The sequence below is a fragment of the Deinococcus sedimenti genome (assembly GCF_014648135.1).
Classification (GTDB): Bacteria; Deinococcota; Deinococci; order Deinococcales; family Deinococcaceae; genus Deinococcus; species Deinococcus sedimenti.
The window spans coordinates 976,157-997,689 of the sequence record NZ_BMQN01000001.1; the positions used below are offsets into that span (position 1 = coordinate 976,157).

Consider the following 21,533-nt stretch of genomic DNA (forward strand, 5'->3'; position numbering starts at 1 on the left):
CCCCACAGGTGTTGTGCGGATTTTCACGCGGATGACCCTAGCACAGCCGCGCGCGCCTCGGGCACGCCTACCGGCACGCGGGCCACCGCGTCCCCCAGCGCCCGCGACTGCACCGAGTGCACGGCCGACGCCGCCTCGCGCGGGAAGTCCGTGCGGTGATGCCCGCCGCGCGACTCCTCGCGGGCCAGGGCTGCGCGCAGCAGCCGCTCGCCGATCAGGGCGAGGTGACCCGCCTCCAGACTCTCGCGGGACTCGGCGGTCGTGCCCGGCCACTGCCAGCCGTCCAGCGCCACGCGCAGGCCCTCGGCATTCCGGCGCAGGCCCGCCGCGCCCGCCACCACCGCGCGCAGGTCGGGCAGGCAGGCTGGATCCACCAGCGGCGCGTGCAGGCCCTCCGAGCGGGCGGGCACGGCCTTCAGGGCGGCCAGGGCCGCGCGGGCCGCCCGCGCGCCGAACACCAGCCCCTCCGACAGGCTGTTGCTCGCCAGCCGGTTCGCGCCGTGCAGGCCACTAGACGCGACCTCGCCCGCCGCGTACAGGCCGGGCACGGTCAAGCGGCCCTGCACGTCCGTCTGCACGCCGCCCATCGTGTAGTGCACGGCGGGCTGCACCGGGATCAGGTCCGCGCCCAGGTCCAGGCCCAGCGGGGCCAGGGATGCCGTCACGGTCGGGAAGCGTGAGCGCACGAACGCCGCGCCCAGGTGCCGCAGGTCCAGAGCCACGCGGCCCGTCGCGGCGATCTCCGCAGCGATCGCGCGGGCCACCACGTCCCGCGGCGCGAGTTCCAGCGCCGGGTCGTACCGCTCCATGAAACGCTCGCCGCGCGCGTTCAGCAGGCGACCGCCCTCGCCGCGCGCGGCCTCGGTGACCAGATGCGCCGCGCCGCTGCGAACCACGGCGGTCGGGTGGAACTGCACGAACTCCAGGTCGCGCAGCGCCGCGCCCGCCTGCCACGCCAGCCCCAGCCCGTCCCCGGTGCCCTCCGGCGGCGCGGTCGTCACCGGGTACAGCCGCCCGAAGCCCCCGGTGGCGAGCAGCACCGCCCCCGCCCGCACCCGCACCGGGCCGTCCGGCGTGAGCAGGTCCGCGCCCACCACCGCGCCGCCCGACACGCGCAGGTTCCGCACGAACGCGTGCTCCAGCACCCGCAGCGCCGGACTGCGGCCCGCCTGCAGCGCCTCGGCCAGGGCCACGCTGATCGCGTGCCCGGTCGCGTCCCCCTGATGCCGGATGCGCGCCCGGCTGTGCCCGCCCTCCAGCGTCGCGTGCGGACTGAACGTCACGCCCAGGTCCCGCAGCGTCTCCACGTGCGAGCGGGCGTCGCGGACGAACGCCTGCACCGCCTCCGGTTCACACAGACCCCGCCCGGCCTTCACGGTGTCCTGCGCGTGCGCGTCCTCGTCGCCCTCCGCCAGGGGCGCGGCGATGCCGCCCTGCGCCCAGCGGGTCGAACCGCCCACCAGCGGCGTCTTGCAGGCCAGGATGACGTCCGCGCCGTAACTGCGCGCCGTGAGGGTCGCGTACGCCCCGGCCACCCCGCCGCCCACCACGAGCAGCTCCGTTTCCAGCATCTTCACGCCGGACAGGGTACGTCAGGTCGCAGGGGGGACGCGGTGCCCATCTGGGGGACACGCCCCTTGCTACACTGCGCCCTGATGACACGTCTTTTGCTGGCCCTGGCGGGCGTGGTGCTCCTGGCGGTCACAGCCCTGGCCGCCGTGTGGCTGCTCGGGCAGCTCCTGACCGGCCTGGGCCTGTTCATCGTCGGCGCGGCCGGGGTGCTGGGCCGCCTGATGTGGTTCCTGCTGATCACCGGCATCCTGGCGGGCGTGGTGTACTTCGTGTCCAGCGCGTGGCGACCCAGCGTCCGCACCCCGCTGCGGCCCGTGACCCCGCCCCGCCCGGCCGCCCGCCGCGCCGCCCGTGGCCGGGCCGGGAAGCAGGCGACACCCACACCGGTCCCCCCGGCGCCCGCCCGCGCAACGCCCATCGACGCCGAGCCCGTTCAGGCGCCAGCGGCGACTGAGCCGGACACCACCGGGCCGGTCAGGTCTGGCGGCTGACCTTGACCCCAGCCCGTATCCTGCGGGCATGACCGACACGCAAGTGGTAAATCCCGCGCGGTTCCTGGGCCGCGCCGACGCGTACGCCGCGGCCCGCCCCGGCTACCCCCCCGCGCTGGGCGCATGGCTTCAGGAGGCCGGGCTGCTGTCGGGCGGCGTGGCGGACATCGGGGCGGGCACCGGACGCTTCACGGCGCTGCTGCTGCGGGCCGGGGCGCGCGTGGCGGCGGTGGAACCCAACCCGGAGATGCGCGGTCACCTTGAAGCCGACCTGGACGGGGCAGTGCGGGCCGGGCAGCTGAGCGTCCACGCGGGAACGTCCGAGGCGACCGGGCTGCCGGGCGCCAGCGTGGACCTGATCACGGCGGCGCAGGCCGCTCACTGGTTCGACCCGGCCCGCACCGTGCCGGAGTTCCGGCGGGTGCTGCGTCCGGGCGGGCAGGTGCTGCTGGTGTGGAACGACTGGCGCGCCGAGGATGCACCATTCAACCGCGCGTACGGCGAGGTCGTCCGGGCGTTCACCGGGGACAACCCACTGCGCACGCGGGTGCTGGAGGACGAGCTGCCGGATCACCTGCCCGGCGGATTCGAGCGGCACACCTTCAGGCACGAGCACCCCCTGACGCGGGACGGCCTGCGCGCACTGGCGACCAGCGTCAGCTACCTGCCGAACCAGGGCGACGAAGCCTACCCGGCGCTGGAGCGCGCGCTGGACGCCGCCTTCGACCGGCACGCGCAGGAGGACCGGGTCACCCTGGCGTACCAGACGCAGGCGTTCCTGGGTCGCCTGGACTGACGCAGGTCACTGAGGGGAGACATCGGGACGAGGTCTTCGTGACGCTTGCAGTCTCCGGGGGATCCGGCAGGACGCCCCCGCTCCGCTAGGACGTCGCGGAATCGAGCCGGGAGGAGGTCCCGTTCGGGTCGGTGACCTGCCGGATCAGGGTGTACAGCAGGTGCCGGTACGCCCCGGGATCAACGGGTTTGAGGTGGAAGCCGTCCGCGCCGGCCTGCCGGGCCGCCCGGCGGTCGCGGGCATCGTCGTGCGAGGCGAGCATCACGACGTGCAGCGAGGTGGGGGCGCAGGCGCGCAGCTGCCGCAGGACGTCCACTCCCATTTGGCCCGGCATGTGGACATCGAGCAGCAGCAGGCGCGGATGGGATGCGGGAGCGCGCAGGAGCGGCAGGAGGGGTGCGAGGTGCGGGCTGCCCCGGAAGGACCAGTCCGGGTGCTCGTCCAGCAGAAGGGCGTGAGCCAGTGCGAGTTCTGTCAGATCGTCGTCGATCATGTACAGGACACCCGCCGGAAGGGGCGAATGATCGGTAGGGTGAGGGTCCATCAAGTGCATGTGAAAGCCATGAGTTGAATGTGTATTTGCCCAGGGTCTGTCTGGACAGTCCGGGTGCCCGACAACGTCTGCCGCCAGTGTAGGTTTCATGCTCTACGGAGGCCAGATCAGGTCGGCGTGAAAGTTCAGGAATGGACAGCTGAAAACGCATTGTCCAGCAGACGGTCATTTCAGTCAGGCCGCAGAGATGAATCAAACTTAAAATTGGGGGGTAATGGTGCCCCGTAACCGCAGCGTCAGGCGAACCAAGGCGGCGCTTCAGTCCGCACTGGTCGACCTGTTGCTCGAACAGAAGAACATCCAGGCGGTGACGGTCCAGGCCATCTGCGACCGCGCCGACATCAGCCGCTCGACTTTCTACCTGCACTTCGAGAACAAGGACGAAGTACTCAGCAGCTACCTCCTTCAGATGATCGGCCGCGTTCACGACGCCCTGCGCGCCTGGACCGGCTCGGACGACTCCCGCTGGACCGTGTACTTCGCGCACATCGCGCACATCGCCCCCATTCTCAGTTCACTCACGTCCGACGGCGGCCCACACGCCATCCTCTCCCGCTACGAACGCCAGTTCGCGGTCGTGATGCAGGACCTCGTCCTGCCCGGCCGCATCTCGAATCTGGATCACACCGTCTCCTATCAGGCGCATTACTTCAGTGGCGGCCTGCTGTCCCTCACCTGGTGGTGGGTGGAACAGGACCAGTGCGCCACGCCCGCGCAGGAGATGTCACGCCGATACCACGCGCTATGCAGTGGGCACCTGTGCCCCTGACGTGCGGGGTCGGCGGCCCGTCCAGCCGCCCGACTATGACCAGCGCGTATGAGATAATGCCCCTATGAACGCCCCGCTCCGGGTCCTGCTGGCCGACGACAACCTCGGGGACCGGCTGCTGGCCGAGGAAGCCTTCTCGGCTCTCGATGCAGACGTGGACCTGCACTTCTGCGAGAACGGCCGTCAGGCTCTGGACCGCCTGCGCGGCCCGGATCAGTGGCAACCGGACGTCGTGGTGCTGGACATCAACATGCCGGTCATGGACGGCTTCGAGGCCCTGCGCCAGATCCGTACGGACCCGGACCTGCGGCAGTACCCGGTCGTCATGCTGTCATCGTCCCGCAACCCGGACGACATCACGACCGCGTACGACCTGCTGGCCGCGTCGTACCTGGTGAAGGAGCAGGACTTCCTGACCTTCGTGACCCAGATGGAGTCGTTCGTGGCGTACTGGTCCCACTGCACGTTCTGCACGACCCACCCGCCAGCCGTCTGACGGCAGATTTCACAGTGGAGTTCAGGTCCGGAGAGGAGCGAAGAACACGCCCTCAACTTGACCTCCCATCCCTGTTCGTCGCCGCGCAGCTCTGAGAGTCCGCTCGATTCAGCAGGGTGAGGAACAGACTCGAGACCTCTGATTTCTGATGACCGCGGTACCAAGAATTTTTTTCGGCACCGCTGAAACGAGTCAGGTCGCTGCGCGGCACGCCCAGTTGCTGGAACAGCGGAGCGCCGGAAATGCAGGAGACACCGCTGATGCAGAACGCGGTACGTGAAGAACGGGAGCGTGGTGCCCTGGCCCACGCTCCCGTCTTCTGGCGGTCAGGCCAGTGCAGCGGGCGGCTCTGCGGGCGGTGAGGCGCGGCCGCCGGCCTTCTGCCAGAAGTACACCAAGGCAATCAGCCCGAGGGCCCCGAGGTTCCAGAGGATGTGGGTGGGGATGATCAGGATCAGGGAGGCGACGAGCAGCAGGATGGCCTGCACGGGGTTGGTGCGGCGGTGCAGGAAGCGCAGCGTGGCGGCGCTGAACGCGACGAGGCCGATGAAGGCAAAGAGGATCATGGGAATCGCCTCGGCCCAGGTGACGCCGCCCAGGCGGCCGTTGGCGATGAGCAGCAGCTGCGGGTTGAAGAACATCATGTACGCCAGCAGAGCGGTGCGCAGCTCGTATTGGAAAGCCTGCACGCCGGTCGCGACGGGGTTCCCGCCACTGATGGCGGCGGCGGCGAACGCGGCGAGGGCGACGGGCGGGGTGCTGTCGGCCATGATGCCGAAGTAGAAGACGAACATGTGCACGGGGAGCATCTGCGCGGGGTTGGTGGGGTCCAGGCCCGCGATCTTGGCGATGATGGGGACGATCAGGGCGCTCATCAGGATGTAGTTGGCGGTGGTGGGGAGGCCCATGCCGAGGATCAGTGCGATGAGCTGCGCCATGAGCAGGACCACCACGATGGACGCGAAGGTGGCGACCTGCGGGCCGGCGAACGCGAAGGCGTTCCGGATGCCGTCGCTGGCGAGCTGCACGATGTCCGCCAGGCCGAAGCCTAGGCCGGTGATGGTCACGATGCCGACGATGATCCCGGCGGCGGCGGTGGCGATGGCGATGCCGATCATGGAGCGGGCGCCGCCCTCGAACGCCTCGATGATCTTCTTCCCGCCGTCAAGGAGGCCGCGGCCGACGCCGCGTCCGTCGCGGTTGGCCAGGAAGGCCTCCTGCACGAACATCATGATCAGCATGACGAAGATGGTGTTCAGCGCGACCCGTTCGGGGTTCGCCTCGGGGTTGATGCTCAGGGTGCCGATCAGGTAGCCCAGCGGCAGCATGTAGTACCAGCCGCTCAGCAGCGTGCGGCGCACCGGGGGCAGCTCGTTCTTCGGCAGGCCTTTCAGGCCCAGTTTGAGGGCCTCGATGTGCGCCACGACGAGCAGCGCGCCGTAGCAGAGGAACGCGGGGATGGCGGCGGCGAGGATCAGGCTGCGGTACTCGATGTTCAGGTTCTGCGCCATGATGAACGCGGCGGCACCCATGACGGGCGGCATGAGCTGGCCGTTGCTGGAACTGGCGACCTCGATGGCGCCAGCCTTCTCGCGGCTGTACCCGGTGCGGATCATGGTCCCGATGGTGATGTTCCCGCCGGTCACGACGTTGCTGACCGCTGAGCCGGAGATCACGCCGTTCAGGGCGCTGGACAGGATGCTGGCCTTGGCCGCCCCGCCCCGGAAGCCGCCCAGGATGCCCTGCGCGACGCGCATGAACCATTCGCCCGCGCCGAGCTTGTCGAAGATCGCGCCGAACAGCACGAACAGGAACACGATCTGCGCCGAGACGCCGATAGCGGTCCCGAAGATGCCTTCCGTATTGGCGAACAGCTGGCCCACGACCTGCGGCCAAGTCTGACCGGCGTGCAGCTGAAGTTGGGGGCCCAGGTCGCCGCGGATCAGGCCCTTGGGGCCGGTCAGGGCGTACAGCATGAACACGCCGGCCACGATGGGCATCGCGATGCCGATGGTGCGCCACGCGGCGAGCAGCAGCAGGATGACCATGGCGCTGCCCACCCACACGTCGGTGCTGGTCAGTAGCCCACCCTGCTGATTGGCGATGCTGGGGTACTGCGCGATCAGGTACGCGGCGGTGCCGGTCGCGCCGATGCCCAGGATCCAGTCGTACCAAGGCACGCGGGTCTGCGGCTGCCCCGGCGTCTTGCGGTGCGGGAACACGAGGTACGCCAGGAAGAACGCGAAGCCCAGGTGCGTGGCGCGCAGGGTGAGGGTGTCGATGTTGCCGACCTGCGCGGCGTACATCTGGTACAGGCACCACGCGACGGCGACCAGGGTGACGAGGCCGCGCTGCCAGCCGAAGAGTTTGCGTCCGCCGGTCTCGGCGGCCTCGACCATCTCGATGGCGCGGCGTTCGCCCTCGGTCATCTCCTGGCCGGGCGGGGTGAGTGTCGGGTCGCTGCTGATGGGGCGGGTGGGGTCGCTCATGGGTTCCTCATGGGGTGAATGGACGTGGGGGCCAGCCCGAGAGTGTCCCCGGCTGGCCCCCAGGTGCGGGCCGTTACTTGACGTTCAGGCCTTTTTCCTTGAAGAACTTGACCGCCCCGGCGTGCAGCGGCGCGGGAATGCCCTTGACGGCCTTGGCGTAGCTGAAGTTAGTCGCGAGGCTGGGGTGGATGGCCTTCAGCGCGGCCTCGTCGTCGAACATGGCTTTCATGGCCTTGTACACGGCGTCGTCGCTGACGGCGGTGCTGGTGACCAGGGTGGCCTGCACGGCCACGCTGGGGACGGTGGCGCCCACGCCCTTGTAGCTCTTGGCGGGGATGTTGTAGCGGACGTAGAAGGGGTACTTCTTGATCAGGCTGCTGGCCTGGTTGCCGCCCACGGGGACCATGGCGACGTCCACGGTCTGCGCGATCTGGCTGATGGCGCTGGCGCCCACGCCGACGGTGTAGAACAGCGCGTCGGCGCGTTTGTCCTGCATCAGGGTGATGCCCTGCGCGGGGGACACACGCAGCGCCTGACCTAGGTCGTCGAAGCCCAGCCCGTACGATTCGAGGACCTGCTTGGCGGTGAGTTCCGTGCCGGAGCCCAGGTCGCCGATCACGACGCGTTTGCCCTTCAGGTCGGCAATCGAGCGGATGCCGCTGTCCTTGCGCGCCACGACGTGCAGCACTTCGGGGTACAGGACGGCCATGGTGCGCAGCTTGGCGTTCGCCTTGCCCTGGAAGGCCTGCAGGCCGGTGCCCTTGTACGCGTAGTACACGACGTCGTTCTGCGCGATGGCGGCGTCGAGTTCGCCGGTGGCGATGGCGTTGACGTTGAAGACGCTGCCGCCGGTGGAGCGGGCGTTGGCGCGCACGCCGGCCCCGGCGTCGTTGACCATCTTGGCCATGCCGGTCGCGACGGGGAAGTACACGCCGGTGGTGCTGCCCGAACCGATGGTCAGGAAGGTGGTGCCCTGCGCGAGGGCGATGGCGGCGGTGCCGAGAATGAGCAGGGCACCGAGTTGTTTCGTGGTCTTCTTCATGAGGCCTCCTTGGGATGGGCGGGCAGATGGAAAGTGTCGGCCCGGGGTGTGAAGAGTAGGCGGATGGTACCACAGGGGGGTTTGCAACCGAATGACAGATGGTCACGAGTCCATGGGCGTGCAGGGCCTCATACCCAGCAGGTCGGCGCGGCGGGAGCACGCGGCGGTACCATACAGGGCATGACGCAGTCCTCCCCCACCGCCATGGGCCGCCAGATCCGCCGGGACGTCCCCCCGATCATCGACGTGCGCGACATTCACAAACACTTCGGTACGTTCCACGCGCTGCGCGGCGTGAACCTGACCGTGCAGCCCGGCGAGGTCGTCGTCGTGATCGGCCCGTCCGGCAGCGGCAAGAGCACCTTCATCCGCACCATCAACGCCCTGGACCCGCACGACGGGGGGAAGATCACCGTGGACGGCATTCCGCTGGACGGCAAGGGCAACCTGGACGCCATCCGCCGCGAGGTCGGCATGGTGTTCCAGTCGTTCAACCTCTTCCCGCACCTGACCGTACTGGAGAACATCACGCTGGCCCCCACCCGCGTGCGCCGCCTCAGCAAGGCCGACGCGGACAAACGCGGCCTGGACCTGCTGCGCCGCGTGGGCATCGAGGAGCAGGCGCACAAGTACCCCGCGCAGCTGAGCGGCGGGCAGCAGCAGCGCGTGGCGATCGCGCGCGCCCTGGCGATGGAACCGAAGGTGATGCTGTTCGACGAACCCACCAGCGCCCTGGACCCCGAGATGATCAAGGAGGTGCTGGACGTCATGAAGGAACTGGCCCGCACCGGCATGACCATGCTGGTCGTCACGCACGAGATGGGCTTCGCGCGTGAGGTCGCCGACCGCATCCTGTTCTTCGATCAGGGCAACATCGTCGAGGACACCACCCCCGAAGCCTTCTACCAGAACCCGCAACACGAGCGCGCCAGGGCGTTCCTCAGCAAGATCCTGGGCCACTGAGCGGCAGGACGTGGAGGGCGCCCCCGGCGGACGCTGGTGGACACCCCTCTGCTGTTCATACGGATTCCGTTTGTTGCGTTGACAGATCGGAACACCTCCGATCTGTCAACTCCACGTCCGGAACCCGCTTCTCTCCTTCTCGCTCTGCTCGGATTGAACGGCTTTTTAAGCCATTCAATCGGAGTCCGTATCAGGCGTCGCGGCGGAGTTGCCCGCACCAGACCCAGGCGACGGCGCACAGCACGCCGCTGAGGACGAACACCGGGCCGTATCCGGCGCGGTCGGCGAGCAGACCGCCGAGGACGGGGGTGAACAGGGCCGCGCCGACCAGGGTATTCAGCGTGCCGATGTAGCGGCTGCGGGCGTGTTCCGGGGCGATGTTCAGCAGGTGGTTGGTGTGGCCCAGGTTGAAGCCCTGCGCGGCGGTACTCGTCAGGATGAACGCGATCAGGTACGTCCAGGCGGGCAGGTGCAGCAGCCCGACGGTCAGGGCCCACAGGGGCGCGAGGCCGTAGAACACGGTAGCGTAGCGGATGATGCGCCGCGAGCCTTTGCGTTCAGCAACGCGCTGCCACACGATGTTGCTCAGGGGCGCGGCGCCAGTCAGGGCCATGACGAAGGTGCCCAGGGTGGCGACCGGATAGTTCAGTTCTCGCAGGGCGTACACGGCCAGGAAGGGGTCGCTCATGCTGGCGGCGGCCAGCAGCAGGCGGACGGTCAGGAACGCCCGGAAGTGCGGGTCGCGCAGCGTCTCGGGAATCGCGCGGATCTCAGCGCGGGTGCCCTGGGCGTCCTGGGGCGTGTCGGCGGGTTCCTGCACCAGGCCGAACACCCAGTACCCGAACGTGAACGCGACGGTGCCCAGCGCGAGAATCAGGGCGTAGTTCAGCGGGAAGGGCAGGTCGCTGCCCAGGATGGCCCGCACCAGCAGCCCCGCGCCGAAGGCGAGCAGGCCGCCGTACAGGTTGCGGGTGCCGAAGAAGCGGGCGCGTCGTTCGCTGGGGACCGTCTTGCTGACGACCTCCAGGAAGGGCAGGCCGCTCACGCCGGACGCCAGGGCGTTGACGGTCATGGCGAGGATGAACAGCGTGAGGCACAGCGCGGGCCGGTCGGCGAGGAGCGCGGCGGCCAGCACCATCAGGATGTACGCGCCGGTCCGGACAACGGCGGCGGAGCGGTACACCGGGAGTTTGTGGGTCAGGGGCCGGACGCGCGCCGCGACGAGCAGTTGCGGGAGCATCCAGCCGCCCCCGGCGATGGCGGGCAGCAGGCCGATCACCCAGTTGGGCGCGCCGAGGCGGGCGGCGAAGCCGGTCAGGACGACGGCGACGCTCATGAAGCCGTCGCCGAGGAAGATGGCCCAGCCGTTGAGGATGCCCAGGCGTTCGTTGCGGTTCCACGGCGCGCGGGTCGTCATGGGGGGCATTATTCACCTTGAACGTTTCAGTCGATCGGCAAGACGGGACGCGCCGGGGGGCGGGAAGCGTTCAGGGCAGCACGTCTAGGCCGTCGAGGACCACGCTGGCGTGCGCCTCGACCGTCAGGGCGTGGTCTCGGTTGTACCCGCCGGCCATCATCGTCACGACGGGAATGCCCGCGCTGCGCGCCCAGGTCAGCACGGCGCGGTTGCGTTCGCGCACGCCGTCCAGGGTCAGGGCGAATCGCCCGAAGCGGTCCCCGGCCAGGACGTCCACCCCGGCGAGGTACAGCAGAAGGTCGGGCCGGAAGGCGTCCAGCGCCGGGAGCGCCTGCTCGCGCAGCACCCGCAGGTAGTCCTGATCGGTCACGCCGTCCCCCAGGCCGAGGTCGAGGCTGCTGCGTTCCTTGCGGAAGGGGTAGTTCCGCTCGCCGTGAACGCTGAGGGTAAACGCCCGGTCCTCGCCTTCCAGCAGCGCGGCGGTACCGTTACCCTGATGGACGTCCAGGTCAAGGATCGCCACGCGGCGCGCCAGTCCGTCACCCAGGGCCACGCGGGTGAGGATCGCGGCGTCGTTCACGAGGCAGAATCCCTCGGCACGGTCGCGGAAGGCGTGGTGCGTGCCGCCCGCCAGGTTGATGCCCCACCCGACCCGCAGCGCGTCGTGCAGGGCGGCCAGGGACCCCCCGGCGGCGCGGCGGGCGCGTTCCACCACCTCCGCGCTCCAGGGCAGGCCGAAGGCGCGTTCCTCGTGCCGATCGATCTCGCCCCTGCGCCAGCGCCGCAGCCACAGCGGGTCGTGGGCGCGGGCGGCGTCCGCCCAGCTGAGGTTCGGGGTGTCCAGCACGGGCAGCAGCCCGCTCAGGCGGTCGCGGACGCCCGCGTACTTGTACGCCGGGAAGCGGTGCCCGTCCGGGAGGGGGAACGTGTAGGCGGCGGGCGTCCAGGCACGGTACGGCCCGGTGTGGTCGGGGTCGGTCACGCCCGGCAGTCTGGCGTGTCCGGCGGGTCTGCTGCGCGTGCGAGGTCACGAACGCCTCCGGCCGCATGAGTGAGGTCTTCTGCACGTGCCGTGGCCCTGTTTGACGGAGTGTTCACACTGTGGGCCGCACACGATTCAGGGTTGTACAAGGTTTGTACACTCTTGATCAATCGAAGCACAGGCGGCCCCCGAAGCCCGCCCCCAGACCGCCACGGGCGGACGCACACCGGAGGACCGTCCATGACCTACATCTCCCCCACCACCACCCACCCCTACACCGACCCCAACCGCACCGTCCGCCGCGGCCAGACCCTCTACTACGCCGGGGACGCCGCCCCCAGCCTCTACCGCCTGGAAAGCGGCCTGATGCGCGCCGTGCGCCTCACCCCGCAGGGCCGCAACCTGACCGTGCGCCACATCCGCCCCGGCGACATCTTCGGCGAGGAATGCCTGCACGGCACCACCCGCGGCCACCAGGTCGTCGCGCTGACCGACGCGGTCCTGACCCCCATCCACCCGCAGCACCTGTCGCAGGGCGAACTGTGGGACCTGACCCGCAGCCTCAGCCAGCAGCTGCAGCGCATGATGACCGACGGCGTGCACATCCAGGACGGCGACCTGCGCGAACGCATCGCCCGGTACCTGCTGAATCTCGCGGACAGCAGCCTGGGCGGCCAGCACCCGGACGGCACGCGCTTCGTGCGCGCCACGCACGAACTGATCGCCGAGGGCACCGGCGCCACCCGCGAGAGCGTCAGCAAACTCATCGGCGAGATGCGCGACGACGGCCTGCTGAACCCCGCGTACCGCTGCCTGACCCTGACCGACGAGGCGGGCCTGCGCCTGCTCAGCGGCTACCACGGCTGAATCAGACCTGCCCTCACCGCGCCGCTCCGTCACCGGGGCGGCGTTTTCGTGCGCCGCGCACCTCACTGCACACTTTTTCTGTCCGGCACGTAGAATGGCCCGCATGCGTATCCGCCTCGACCCCTGGCCCGTGGACATCCAGGGAGGACAGCTCACCCTGAAAGCCTTCGGCGGCACCCTCGACGACGTGGAAACGCCCCGCTGGGCCGCCATCTCCGCCCGGCCCATCCCCGAACGACTGAAGCAGGTGTTCGTCGTGGACGGCAAACGCCGCATGGAATCCCGCATCTTCATCGAGGACCCCCACGGTCAGAGCGGCCTGGGCGGCTTCGGTGCCTACGTGGTCGGCGCGGTCGAACTGTGCCCGCACGGCACCCGGCAGGCGGAACTGCTGGCCGTGAAGGCCCAGCGGCTGCTGGCCCACGCCCCGAACCTGCTCGTGGAACCCGCGCAGCTCACGCCCCGCAACCCGCACACCGGGCAGCTGGAATACGCCCCGGCCCCCATGGAGGGGCACGATCCGCTGGCGGCCCTGAACACCCTGCAACAGCACATGCTGAGTGCCGAGCAGCGCCTCTCGCACGAACTTGCGTCCCGCGTGCCGCTCGACGAGACCGACGACCGAGAGTGGCTGACCGCCCTGACCATCCAGGACGGCACCCTGCGCGGCCAGAACCTGAACGGGGCGGTGGTGGGCTGCGTGAAGACCATGGAAACCATGTACCTGCCCGCCGACCGCGCCGGACTGCTGAGCGACCTCAAGCCCGGCGAACGCACGCCCATCCTGCGCATGACGTACGAGGGTGGGCAGTTCACGCGTCTGATCTGGTATGTGCGGCTGTCCGAGGCGGCGTTCTACCAGCACCCGATGAGCGGCGTGATGCGCCTGGAGATGTTCGCGCCCGACGACACGGACTTCCTGCCGCCCATCGTGCGTCAGGTGGCGAACCTGTCGGGCATGCTGCTGACGCGGATGGGGAGCCGGGCGCACAAGGACCCGCGCGCGCCACAGAACCTGATTCCGACGGCGGCGCTGGAGCAGGCGATGAACCGCTCGATGGGCAGCGCGGATCTGGTCACGCGGCGCATCCGGGCGCACATCGCGGCGACGTTCGGGCAGGGGGCGGTCGCATGACGGGCGTGCAGGGACCGTCGGCCGCGACGGGCGCGGTGGTGGGCATGGTGCTGGGCACGCAGGACGTGACCCCGGTGAGTTTCTGGTTCGCGGTGCAGCCCGGCGCGAGCATCCAGCTGGACGACCTGGTCGTGGTGGGCACCCGCAAGCCCGACGGGGCCGAGGTGCGCTTCTACGGGATCGTGGATCACGTCCGCACCCGGCACGAGGGGGTGACGTTCGACAGTGACGTGCAGGACGTCGTGGCGGGCCTGCTGCCCGCGAGTGTCAGTTACGCGGCGCGGGTGCTGGTCACACGGGTGCACCCGGAGAATTTCATTCCGCCGCAGCCGGGGGACGCGGTGCGGCACGCGCGGGATGCGGACCTGCGCATGGCGCTCAGCGCGGACAAGATGGGCGACCGCGCCTTCCCCGGCGGGCTGCTGGCGGACGGGCAGGTGCTGCCGCTGAACTACCGGTTCGTGAACGGTGAGAACGGCGGGCACATCAACATCAGCGGGATCTCGGGCGTGGCGACGAAGACCAGTTACGCGCTGTTCCTGCTGCATTCGATCTTCCGAAGTGGCGTGATGGGCGCCTCCGCCTCGGCGGGGCGAGCGCTGATCTTCAACGTGAAGGGCGAGGACCTCCTGTTTCTCGATCAGGCGAACAGGGACGTGGCGGCGCGCGAGGCGGACGCGCAGGCGCAGAAGGGCCTGCCGCGCACCCGCTACGAGCTGATGAACCTCCCGGCGGAAGCGTTCCGGGACGTGCAGTTCCTCGCGCCGCCCCGGCCCGGCAGCGCGGCGGGCGCGATCGTCCCGCACGTCGAGCAGCGCGCCAGTGGCGTGACGCCGTTCCTGTACTCGCTGCGGGAGTTCTGCCTGCGGCGCATGCTGCCGTACGTGTTCGTGGACCGGGACGCCAGCGTGAACCTGGGCTTCGTGATCGGCAGTATCGAGGACCGCCTGTACCGCCTCGCGCAGGGGGCGGACACGCCGTACCTGACCGTGGAGGACTGGCAGCCGGACACCGAGCAGCTGATTGACGAGGACGTGCGCTTCGACGAGCTGGGCGGCGTGCGGATCAGCACCTTCCCGCAACTGGTCGCGTACCTGGAGTACAAGCTGCTGGACGCGAACGACGGCGAGGGCGACCGCAAGTGGGTGGGCAAGCAGTCCCCGGCCACGCTGCAGGCGTTCATCCGGCGGCTGCGGGGCGTGCAGAAGCACCTCACGCCGCTGGTGCGCGGAGACCTGAGCGCCGCTCAGGCCGCGCAGTACCGCCCGGACCCGCTGAAGCCCGGTGTGCAGACGACCGTGGTGGACATCCACACGCTGTCCGCGACCGCGCAGATGTTCGTGGTGGGCGTCCTCCTGCGCGACCTGTTCGAACACAAGGAACGCGTGGGGCGGCAGGACACGGTGTTCGTCGTGCTGGACGAGCTGAACAAGTACGCGCCGCGCGACGGCGACAGCCCCATCAAGGACGTGCTGCTGGACATCGCCGAACGTGGCCGCAGCCTGGGGATCATCCTGATCGGCGCGCAGCAGACCGCCAGCGAGGTCGAGCGGCGCATCGTGTCCAACGCCGCGATCCGCGTGGTGGGCCGCCTGGACCTCGCGGAGGCCGAGCGGCCCGAGTACCGCTTCCTTCCGCAGAGTTTCCGCGCGCGGGCGGGCATCCTCCAGCCGGGCACCATGCTGGTCAGCCAGCCGGACGTGCCCAATCCGGTGCTGGTGAACTACCCGTTCCCAGCCTGGGCGACCCGCAAGGACGAGGTGGACGACCTGCGCGGCCAGAAGGTGGAGGACGTCGGGGACGACTGGCTGCGCTGAAGCGGCCATGAGTTGGTGGGACAGGCCTCGCGCGGGCCTGTCCCCCTTGCACTCTGTCACTGGTTACAGCTGCTGGATCAGGATGGGTTCCGTGGTGGGCTGCTCGCTGCCTCCCTCGGGTTCGACACTCACGGCGACCGTCTGCCCGGACTGCACCCTGGGAATCACGATGCCCTGCCCGTCGAACACGCCGGCGCTGACCGGCTGGCCGTCCTCAATGCGCCACAGCTGGTACACGCGTTCCTGCGGAGCCAGGGCGTTCAGGTGCACGAACGCGCGTCCGTCGGGCAGCCGGATCAGTTCGCCGATGGCCTGCCCGCCCTGCGTGAGCGGCTGCGTCTGCGCGCCCGGCGTGTTCTGGTACTGGCTGAGCAGGTCCTGCGGGGTGGGCGGACGCAGAAAGATCACGCCCAGCGTCAGGGCCGCCACGACGCTCAGCAGCATCAGGCGCCAGTTCATTCGGCCGGTGCGGGCACGGGCGGGGGCAGGCTCGGCGGACGGATCGGGTGCGCCCTGGGGGTACAGGGGCAGGTTGACGGGCGCTGGAGGCGCGGCGACTTCCCGGTGCAGCCGGGCCATCAGGCGGTCCTCGGCACCTTCAGGCACCTCGGCGGGTGCCAGGGTGTCGGGCAGGCCGTGCAGGAGTTCCAGATCGGCGCGGTACTCGCGTTGCAGGTCGGGGTCGGCGTCGAGGGCGGCCCGAACGCGCTGCTCGTCAGCCTGGTCCAGCTGCCCGAGGGCGAGGGCCAGCAGGTCGTCTCGGGTGATGTTCACAGGTCACCTCCTTGGTGAAGCGAGCGGAGCGGGGGGTTCACGGACGGCTGCCCAGGTGGGTGCGCATGCGGTCGATCGCGGCGCGCAAGCGGGATTTTACGGTACCGACCGGCAACCCGGTGAGAATGGCGAGTTCGCTGTGCGAGTACCCGCGGTAGTACGCGAGTTCCACGAGGTGCCGCTGGGTGTCGTCCAGCGTCTGCACGGCGGCCTGGGCCATGATCTGGGCGTCGCTGTCGGCCGAGCGGGTGGGCGAGTCCCAGTCCTCGATTTCCAGTGGGGTGTCGGGCCGGTCGCGCAGCTCCTGCAGGAACCGGTGGTGGGCGATGCTGACCAGCCAGGTCTTGGCGCTGGCGCGGGCCGGGTCGAAGCGGGCGGCGTGCCGCCAGGCGTTCATGAAGGCGTCCTGGACGCAGGTTTCCACGTCTTCGGTCTGCCGGAGCATGCGGTGGCCGAGGGAGTACAGCAGTCGCGAGTACCGGCGGTGCAGTTCACGCAGCGCGTCCTCGGTGCCGTCGGCCATGGCGCGGATCAGCGCCTCGTCCGGCAGGTCGGGATGCAGGAGTGGGGTCATAGAGTGAGGTAAGCCTACCAGGGTCGTTCCGCTCCCGGCGCGGCGCATCCTGAGCTGCCGTTCATGCAGGCGGGCGCCGCGGACTGGGTCTGCGGGGGGTGCTGAGCTGGAGGTCCTCACGGCGGGGCCGGGGTCAGCTGCGCGGGGCCGTCACGTCGGCCGGATTCACGGGCGCGACGGAAGCGGCCACGCTCTGCGCGGCGGGCGCAGGAACGGGAGCGTGGGCGGGTGGGGTCAGGGTCAGGTCATCGCGGAAGCTCTGGGTGCTCTTGCGGAATTCACGCAGGCCGTTGCCGAGGCTCTTACCGAGCTCCGGGAGCTTGCGGGGGCCGAAGACGACCAGGGCGACGAGCAGCACGACGAGCAGTTCAGCGGGTCCGATGTTGGGCATGGTGGGGTCTCCTGTACGGTCTGGGAAGGCGGCCAGACAGGCGCGGGGCCGGTGCTGGGGCGGAGGGTGGAACGGAGGCCCGGGTCGGGTCCCTCGCTTCACCCAGTCATATGCGGACCGTGCGTGGTCGGATCAACCCCAGGCGTGGGGATGAAGCCCAGGTGAACGTCGCCACATCACGCGGCGGTCCCCCGGGGCGTCCGCCCGCGGTCTACACTCGGGCGCGTGAAGGACGCTGCCGCCCCTACCCCCCTGTCATTCATCGCCATGCCCGGACGGCTGGACGCGGTTGTGTCCGCCCTGAGCGGAGCGAGCCGCTCGCAGGTGGCCGGCTGGATCGAGGGTGGGTTCGTGCAGGTCGGCGGCGTGCCGGCCGTGAAGGCCAGCCTGAAGCTGCGGGGCGGTGAGCCCCTGCAGGTGCAGGTCCCGCCCGTTCCGGACGCGACGGTCGAGCCGGAGGGCGTCCTGCTCGACGTGATCTTCGAGGACGAGCACCTGATCGCGGTGAACAAACCGGCGGGCATGATCACGCACCCGGCGCCAGGCGTGACGACCGGCACGCTGGTCAACGCCCTGCTGGGCCGCATGGCCCTGCCGGAACAGTCCGGCTTCGACGGTCCGGACGGATTCCGACCGGGTATCGTGCACCGGCTGGACAAGGACACCAGCGGCGTGATCGTCGTGGCGAAGACGGTCGCGGCGCACGCCCGACTGGCGGCGGCGTTCAAGGACCGCGAGACCCGCAAGACGTACCTGGCGATCGCAGCGGGGGCGTGGCGGGCGCAGGACCCGGTGACCGTGGACGCCCCGATCGGACGGCACCCGGTGCAGCGGCAACGGATGACGGTGGGCGGAGCGCAGCCGCGCGAGGCACAGACGCTCTTCACCCCGCTGGATACCCGACCTGACGGTCACGGCCGCACCCTGGCGCTGGTGCGGGCGCAGCCGCGCACGGGCCGCACCCACCAGATCCGCGTGCACCTGGCGCACCTGGGCAGCCCGATCGTGGGGGACGGCGTGTACGGCCGCCCGTCCGAACTGATCGCCCGGCACGCGCTGCACGCGCAGTTTCTGGTCCTCCCCCACCCGGTGAGTGGTGAGGCGCTGCATCTGCACGCCGCCGCGCCCGACGACATGTTGAACGCCTGGATGGGCCTGGGCGGCGCCCTGCCGGGAGACCTGGACCGCGAGCCTTGAAGCGACCGCACGGAGGCCGGAGGCGCGCCCGGACATGGGCACCACTTGCAATCAGTTCAGGAATCGGGTAGCATTTCAATTCGTGCGCCGCGACGGGAGGTTCCCGTGCGGCTGGAAGGTGCCCCCACTTTCAGGACATGCTGGATGCCGTTTCAAAGGGCGTTTGCTGGTCACTGGGGCTGTGCTTTCCCGAAAGGACCACAAATGAACTTTGATCAACTGATTGCGCCCGAACTCGCGGCGCGTCTCGCCGAGCGCGGTATCACGGAAGCCAGCCCCATCCAGGCCGAGAGCCTGCCCCTCACCCTGGCCGGGAAGGACATGATCGGCCGCGCCCGCACCGGGACCGGTAAGACCCTCGCCTTCGCGCTGCCCATCCTGAGCAAGCTGGAAACCAGCCGCGAGCGCGCCCGTCTGCCCCGCGCCATCGTCGTGGCCCCCACCCGCGAACTCGCCAAGCAAGTCGCGGACGAGTTCAGCAAGAGCGGCGCCCACCTGACCACCGTCACCGTGTACGGCGGCGCCAGCTACGGCCCGCAGGAGAACTCCCTGCGCCGCGGCGTGGACGTCGTGGTCGGCACACCCGGCCGCCTGATCGACCACCTCGAGCGCGGCAACCTCGACCTGAGCGCCGTGGAATTCGCCGTGCTGGACGAGGCCGACGAGATGCTCAGCGTGGGCTTCGCCGACGCCATCGAAACCATCCTCAAGAGCACTCCCGAGACCCGTCAGACGCTGCTGTTCAGCGCCACGCTGACGAACGACATCAACCGCCTGTCCCGCAAGTACCTGAACGACCCCGTCATCGTGGACATGGTCGGCGAGGGCAAGAGCCAGGCCGCGCAGACCGTCGAGCACCTGAAGGTCAAGGTGGGCCGCACCCGCACCCGCGTGCTGGCCGACCTGCTGACCATCTACAACCCGGAAAAGGCCATCGTGTTCACCCGCACCAAGCGTGAAGCGGACGAACTGGCGAACGAACTGATCCACCGCGGCATCGAGAGCGAGGCGCTGCACGGCGACCTGGCGCAGAGCCAGCGTGAACGCGCCCTGGGTGCCTTCCGCGGCGGCCGCGCCAATGTGCTCGTCGCGACCGACGTCGCCGCGCGCGGCCTGGACATCCCCGAGGTCGACCTGGTCGTGCAGTACCACCTGCCGCAGGACCCCGAGAGCTACGTGCACCGTTCCGGCCGCACGGGCCGCGCGGGCCGCACCGGCACCGCAATCATCATGTACGGCGACCGTGACGGCCGCGAGGTGGCGGGCCTGGAACGCGTGACCGGCGTGCGCTTCATCGAGCGTCCCCTGCCCACGCCCAAGGAAGTCGCCCAGGCCAGCGCCCGCGCCAGCGCCGACATGGTCCGCAAGGTGGACGCCAGCGCCGCCGCGAACTTCCAGTCCGAAGCGGAGCGTCTGTTCAGCGAGCTGGGACTCGAGGCCCTGAGCCGCGCCCTGGCGAAGATCAGCGGCGTGACCGAGCCCGTGAAGGCCGCCAGCCTCCTGAGCGGCGAGGAAGGCCTGACGACCATCATCCTGCACGCCGAGCGCATGAGCGTGGCCCGCGCCGTGGCCGTCCTGGCCCGCAACGGCGATCTGGACACCCGCCGTCTCGGCAAGGTGCGCCAGTGGCGCGGCGGCGCCGTGGCCGACGTGCCCAGCGAGTTCGTTGAGAAGCTGATGGCCGCCAGCCCGCTGGAAGGCGAGGTGCAGGTGGAAATCGCGCAGGAACTGCCCGAACTGTTCGAGCAGCCCACCCGCGAGCGCCGCGAGGGCGGGTACCAGGGTGGCCGCGGCTACCGTGGCGACCGTGACGAGGGGGGCTACCGTGGCCGCAGCAACAGCGGTGGCGGCGGGTACGGCAACCGTGGCGGCAGCTTCCAGGGCCAGGGCGGCGGCGACCGCGGCGGGTTCCAGGGCGGCAACCGTGGCGGCGGTCAGGGTCGCTGGAGCCGGGACCGTGACGACCGCGCCCCGCGCCGCGAGGACTTCGCCGACCGCGAGTTCGTTCCCGCTGGCCGCTGAGCCCACCAGTTAAGAAGCGCCTCCCTATGACAGGGAGGCGCTTTTCTTGTCGTGTGTCACGGTTCGCGTCCGGCGCTCAGCCAGTGGGCCTCGTGGTCGCCTGCTCCTGCCGGCCCATGCGCGCGGGCCCACGCGGCGGCGGCCTGCGTGTCGTAGGGCACGCGGCGGAATTGCACGTCCCAGTGCCCGGCGCGGCGGGTGAGCTGCACCCAGCGGGCCAGCGGCAGCCCGTCCTTCTGCCGGGAGACGGGTCCGGCGTTCACGATGGTCAGGCCGTCCACGACGGTCAGCATCTCGCGGTGGGTGTGTCCGACGACGCACACGCGGCCCCCCATGTCGAAGCTGAGGCCGCCGAGTCGCTCGCGCAGTTCCCGGAAGTGGGCGGGGCGAGTGTGCCCGTCCGGGGATTCCGTGAGCATTAGGTCCTCCCAGGGATTGCGGGGGCTGCCGTGCGCGACGCGGACCTCACCGCCCGCCGTGTCAAGGTGGGTGGGCAGGGCCGCGAGGGTCGCGGGGACGTCCGTCGGGAGCTGGGCGCGCACCCAGGCACGCATCGTTTCCTTACCGTCGCGCAGGGCCGCGACGCGTTCGTCGGTGTTGCCGCGCACGCTGGGCGGGGCGTGCTCCTGTTGCAGTGCCCAGGCGCCAGCGGGGTCCGAGCAGCCCCAGACGGTGTCCCCCAGGTTCAGCACCTGATCTGGGCTCGCCGCTCGGATGTCGTCCAGCACGGCGCGCAGCGCGAAGGCGTTGCCGTGCACGTCGCCCAGGATCGCGAGGCGCATCAACGGGTGGGCTTGCGGATCGCGGCGAACAGCAGTGAGAACAGGGCCACTGTGATCAGGTATGAAGCGAGCGACGCGGCGGGCGTGAAGGCGGGGCTCAGGGCGTCGTGCGCGAACTTGTAGATTGCGTACGGCACCGCCCAGCCCATCGCGTACAGCGCGGCGCGCGGCAGGAACTCCCGCGTGGTGGCCGCCTGCGGGAAGTAGCGGATGGGCAGCAGCATGGCGGGCAGCAGCAGCAGCTGCGCGAGGAAAAACCAGGGCGGCAGGGTGTCCAGGCCGTAGTCGAGCGCGGCGAACAGGATGTTCACGGCAGCGATGACCACGCCGGTGATCAGGGCCGTGCGGAGGATGGGGGCATTCACCCGCCCATGCTGCCACGATCGGAGCAGGGGAACGCGCCG

The 21,533-nt window shown here is 70.0% G+C and carries 21 protein-coding genes; 10 read left to right on the plus strand and 11 right to left on the minus strand.

Annotated features, from left to right (window positions below):
- Positions 1 to 23 precede the first annotated feature (23 nt).
- Entirely contained in the window at positions 24 to 1,571 is a 1,548-nt protein-coding gene (gene nadB, locus IEY69_RS04895) for an L-aspartate oxidase (RefSeq protein WP_229783692.1), read from the minus strand.
- An 84-nt stretch (positions 1,572 to 1,655) separates the two neighbouring features.
- On the opposite strand from nadB, the gene IEY69_RS21670 reads away from it, so the two are divergent.
- Positions 1,656 to 2,063: a hypothetical protein gene (locus IEY69_RS21670; protein WP_229783630.1), complete on the plus strand. Its 408-nt coding sequence runs from the start codon at positions 1,656 to 1,658 to the stop codon at positions 2,061 to 2,063.
- 28 nt (positions 2,064 to 2,091) lie between these two features.
- Positions 2,092 to 2,859, plus strand: coding sequence for a class I SAM-dependent methyltransferase (locus IEY69_RS04905; RefSeq protein WP_189071978.1), 768 nt, complete (start codon positions 2,092 to 2,094; stop codon positions 2,857 to 2,859).
- 85 nt (positions 2,860 to 2,944) lie between these two features.
- Here the strand turns inward: IEY69_RS04905 and IEY69_RS04910 are convergent, their stop codons facing one another.
- The gene (locus IEY69_RS04910; RefSeq protein ID WP_189071979.1) at positions 2,945 to 3,352 is read right to left on the minus strand and encodes a response regulator; all 408 of its coding nucleotides are present in this window, start codon (positions 3,350 to 3,352) and stop codon (positions 2,945 to 2,947) included.
- Positions 3,353 to 3,626: 274 nt separating this feature from the next.
- On the opposite strand from IEY69_RS04910, the gene IEY69_RS04915 reads away from it, so the two are divergent.
- Both IEY69_RS04915 and IEY69_RS04920 read left to right on the plus strand, forming a co-directional pair.
- Entirely contained in the window at positions 3,627 to 4,181 is a 555-nt protein-coding gene (locus IEY69_RS04915; RefSeq protein WP_189071980.1) for a TetR/AcrR family transcriptional regulator, read from the plus strand.
- Between the two features lie 64 nt (positions 4,182 to 4,245).
- Positions 4,246 to 4,677, plus strand: a complete 432-nt coding sequence (locus IEY69_RS04920; protein ID WP_189071981.1) for a response regulator — start codon at positions 4,246 to 4,248, stop codon at positions 4,675 to 4,677.
- Positions 4,678 to 5,003: 326 nt separating this feature from the next.
- On the opposite strand, the gene IEY69_RS04925 is transcribed toward IEY69_RS04920, so the two are convergent.
- Together IEY69_RS04925 and IEY69_RS04930 are read right to left on the minus strand one after the other, a co-directional pair.
- Complete coding sequence (locus tag IEY69_RS04925) at positions 5,004 to 7,166, minus strand: TRAP transporter permease (protein ID WP_189071982.1); 2,163 nt, start codon at positions 7,164 to 7,166, stop codon at positions 5,004 to 5,006.
- Between the two features lie 73 nt (positions 7,167 to 7,239).
- Complete coding sequence (locus IEY69_RS04930; protein ID WP_189071983.1) at positions 7,240 to 8,208, minus strand: TAXI family TRAP transporter solute-binding subunit; 969 nt, start codon at positions 8,206 to 8,208, stop codon at positions 7,240 to 7,242.
- Positions 8,209 to 8,388: 180 nt separating this feature from the next.
- Between IEY69_RS04930 and IEY69_RS04935 the strand changes: the two genes are divergently transcribed.
- Positions 8,389 to 9,171 carry an amino acid ABC transporter ATP-binding protein gene (locus tag IEY69_RS04935; RefSeq protein WP_308425443.1) on the plus strand — a complete coding sequence of 261 codons (783 nt, stop codon included), beginning with the start codon at positions 8,389 to 8,391 and terminating at the stop codon, positions 9,169 to 9,171.
- Positions 9,172 to 9,361: 190 nt separating this feature from the next.
- Here the strand turns inward: IEY69_RS04935 and IEY69_RS04940 are convergent, their stop codons facing one another.
- On the minus strand, positions 9,362 to 10,588 hold the full coding sequence (locus IEY69_RS04940) for an MFS transporter (protein ID WP_229783631.1): 1,227 nt from the start codon (positions 10,586 to 10,588) through the stop codon (positions 9,362 to 9,364).
- Between the two features lie 70 nt (positions 10,589 to 10,658).
- Positions 10,659 to 11,570, minus strand: coding sequence for a histone deacetylase family protein (locus IEY69_RS04945; RefSeq protein ID WP_189071985.1), 912 nt, complete (start codon positions 11,568 to 11,570; stop codon positions 10,659 to 10,661).
- Between the two features lie 240 nt (positions 11,571 to 11,810).
- Between IEY69_RS04945 and IEY69_RS04950 the strand changes: the two genes are divergently transcribed.
- The 3 genes from IEY69_RS04950 to IEY69_RS04960 all read left to right on the plus strand — a co-directional run bounded on the left by IEY69_RS04950 (position 11,811) and on the right by IEY69_RS04960 (position 15,389).
- Positions 11,811 to 12,437 carry a Crp/Fnr family transcriptional regulator gene (locus IEY69_RS04950; RefSeq protein ID WP_174366301.1) on the plus strand — a complete coding sequence of 209 codons (627 nt, stop codon included), beginning with the start codon at positions 11,811 to 11,813 and terminating at the stop codon, positions 12,435 to 12,437.
- Between the two features lie 94 nt (positions 12,438 to 12,531).
- On the plus strand, positions 12,532 to 13,572 hold the full coding sequence (locus IEY69_RS04955) for a DNA double-strand break repair nuclease NurA (protein ID WP_189071986.1): 1,041 nt from the start codon (positions 12,532 to 12,534) through the stop codon (positions 13,570 to 13,572).
- Positions 13,569 to 15,389, plus strand: coding sequence for an ATP-binding protein (locus IEY69_RS04960; RefSeq protein WP_229783632.1), 1,821 nt, complete (start codon positions 13,569 to 13,571; stop codon positions 15,387 to 15,389). Before IEY69_RS04955 ends, IEY69_RS04960 begins: the two co-directional genes overlap by 4 nt.
- Positions 15,390 to 15,452: 63 nt before the next feature.
- Here the strand turns inward: IEY69_RS04960 and IEY69_RS04965 are convergent, their stop codons facing one another.
- The 3 genes from IEY69_RS04965 to tatA form a co-directional block, all read right to left on the minus strand.
- Positions 15,453 to 16,163 (minus strand): anti-sigma factor, encoded by a 711-nt coding sequence (locus IEY69_RS04965; protein ID WP_229783633.1) that lies wholly within the window; start codon positions 16,161 to 16,163, stop codon positions 15,453 to 15,455.
- 37 nt (positions 16,164 to 16,200) lie between these two features.
- Positions 16,201 to 16,737 (minus strand): RNA polymerase sigma factor, encoded by a 537-nt coding sequence (locus IEY69_RS04970; RefSeq protein WP_229783634.1) that lies wholly within the window; start codon positions 16,735 to 16,737, stop codon positions 16,201 to 16,203.
- Between the two features lie 133 nt (positions 16,738 to 16,870).
- Positions 16,871 to 17,128 (minus strand): twin-arginine translocase TatA/TatE family subunit, encoded by a 258-nt coding sequence (gene tatA / locus IEY69_RS04975; protein WP_189071987.1) that lies wholly within the window; start codon positions 17,126 to 17,128, stop codon positions 16,871 to 16,873.
- Positions 17,129 to 17,395: 267 nt separating this feature from the next.
- On the opposite strand from tatA, the gene IEY69_RS04980 reads away from it, so the two are divergent.
- Together IEY69_RS04980 and IEY69_RS04985 are read left to right on the plus strand one after the other, a co-directional pair.
- On the plus strand, positions 17,396 to 18,325 hold the full coding sequence (locus tag IEY69_RS04980; protein ID WP_189072374.1) for an RluA family pseudouridine synthase: 930 nt from the start codon (positions 17,396 to 17,398) through the stop codon (positions 18,323 to 18,325).
- 204 nt (positions 18,326 to 18,529) lie between these two features.
- Positions 18,530 to 20,347, plus strand: coding sequence for a DEAD/DEAH box RNA helicase (locus tag IEY69_RS04985; protein ID WP_189071988.1), 1,818 nt, complete (start codon positions 18,530 to 18,532; stop codon positions 20,345 to 20,347).
- Positions 20,348 to 20,403: 56 nt separating this feature from the next.
- Here IEY69_RS04985 and IEY69_RS04990 read toward each other — a convergent pair whose 3' ends face one another.
- A complete protein-coding gene (locus IEY69_RS04990; RefSeq protein WP_189071989.1) occupies positions 20,404 to 21,129 on the minus strand; it encodes a metallophosphoesterase family protein in 726 nt (241 codons plus the stop codon).
- Positions 21,129 to 21,494 carry a hypothetical protein gene (locus tag IEY69_RS04995; RefSeq protein ID WP_189071990.1) on the minus strand — a complete coding sequence of 122 codons (366 nt, stop codon included), beginning with the start codon at positions 21,492 to 21,494 and terminating at the stop codon, positions 21,129 to 21,131. The genes IEY69_RS04990 and IEY69_RS04995 overlap by 1 nt, the downstream gene beginning before the upstream one ends.
- Positions 21,495 to 21,533 lie beyond the last annotated feature (39 nt).

Coding starts and splice junctions, on each gene's coding strand:
- IEY69_RS04950 (WP_174366301.1), top strand. CDS start 11,811: ATGACCTACATCTCCCCCACCACCACCCACCCCTACACCGACCCCAAC.
- IEY69_RS04980 (WP_189072374.1), top strand. CDS start 17,396: ATGCCCGGACGGCTGGACGCGGTTGTGTCCGCCCTGAGCGGAGCGAGC.
- IEY69_RS04940 (WP_229783631.1), bottom strand. CDS start 10,588: ATGACGACCCGCGCGCCGTGGAACCGCAACGAACGCCTGGGCATCCTC.
- IEY69_RS04960 (WP_229783632.1), top strand. CDS start 13,569: ATGACGGGCGTGCAGGGACCGTCGGCCGCGACGGGCGCGGTGGTGGGC.
- IEY69_RS04915 (WP_189071980.1), top strand. CDS start 3,627: ATGGTGCCCCGTAACCGCAGCGTCAGGCGAACCAAGGCGGCGCTTCAG.
- nadB (WP_229783692.1), bottom strand. CDS start 1,571: ATGCTGGAAACGGAGCTGCTCGTGGTGGGCGGCGGGGTGGCCGGGGCG.
- IEY69_RS04925 (WP_189071982.1), bottom strand. CDS start 7,166: ATGAGCGACCCCACCCGCCCCATCAGCAGCGACCCGACACTCACCCCG.
- IEY69_RS21670 (WP_229783630.1), top strand. CDS start 1,656: ATGACACGTCTTTTGCTGGCCCTGGCGGGCGTGGTGCTCCTGGCGGTC.
- IEY69_RS04970 (WP_229783634.1), bottom strand. CDS start 16,737: ATGACCCCACTCCTGCATCCCGACCTGCCGGACGAGGCGCTGATCCGC.
- IEY69_RS04930 (WP_189071983.1), bottom strand. CDS start 8,208: ATGAAGAAGACCACGAAACAACTCGGTGCCCTGCTCATTCTCGGCACC.
- IEY69_RS04955 (WP_189071986.1), top strand. CDS start 12,532: ATGGCCCGCATGCGTATCCGCCTCGACCCCTGGCCCGTGGACATCCAG.
- IEY69_RS04935 (WP_308425443.1), top strand. CDS start 8,389: ATGACGCAGTCCTCCCCCACCGCCATGGGCCGCCAGATCCGCCGGGAC.
- IEY69_RS04990 (WP_189071989.1), bottom strand. CDS start 21,129: ATGCGCCTCGCGATCCTGGGCGACGTGCACGGCAACGCCTTCGCGCTG.
- tatA (WP_189071987.1), bottom strand. CDS start 17,128: ATGCCCAACATCGGACCCGCTGAACTGCTCGTCGTGCTGCTCGTCGCC.
- IEY69_RS04985 (WP_189071988.1), top strand. CDS start 18,530: ATGAACTTTGATCAACTGATTGCGCCCGAACTCGCGGCGCGTCTCGCC.
- IEY69_RS04905 (WP_189071978.1), top strand. CDS start 2,092: ATGACCGACACGCAAGTGGTAAATCCCGCGCGGTTCCTGGGCCGCGCC.
- IEY69_RS04920 (WP_189071981.1), top strand. CDS start 4,246: ATGAACGCCCCGCTCCGGGTCCTGCTGGCCGACGACAACCTCGGGGAC.
- IEY69_RS04910 (WP_189071979.1), bottom strand. CDS start 3,352: ATGATCGACGACGATCTGACAGAACTCGCACTGGCTCACGCCCTTCTG.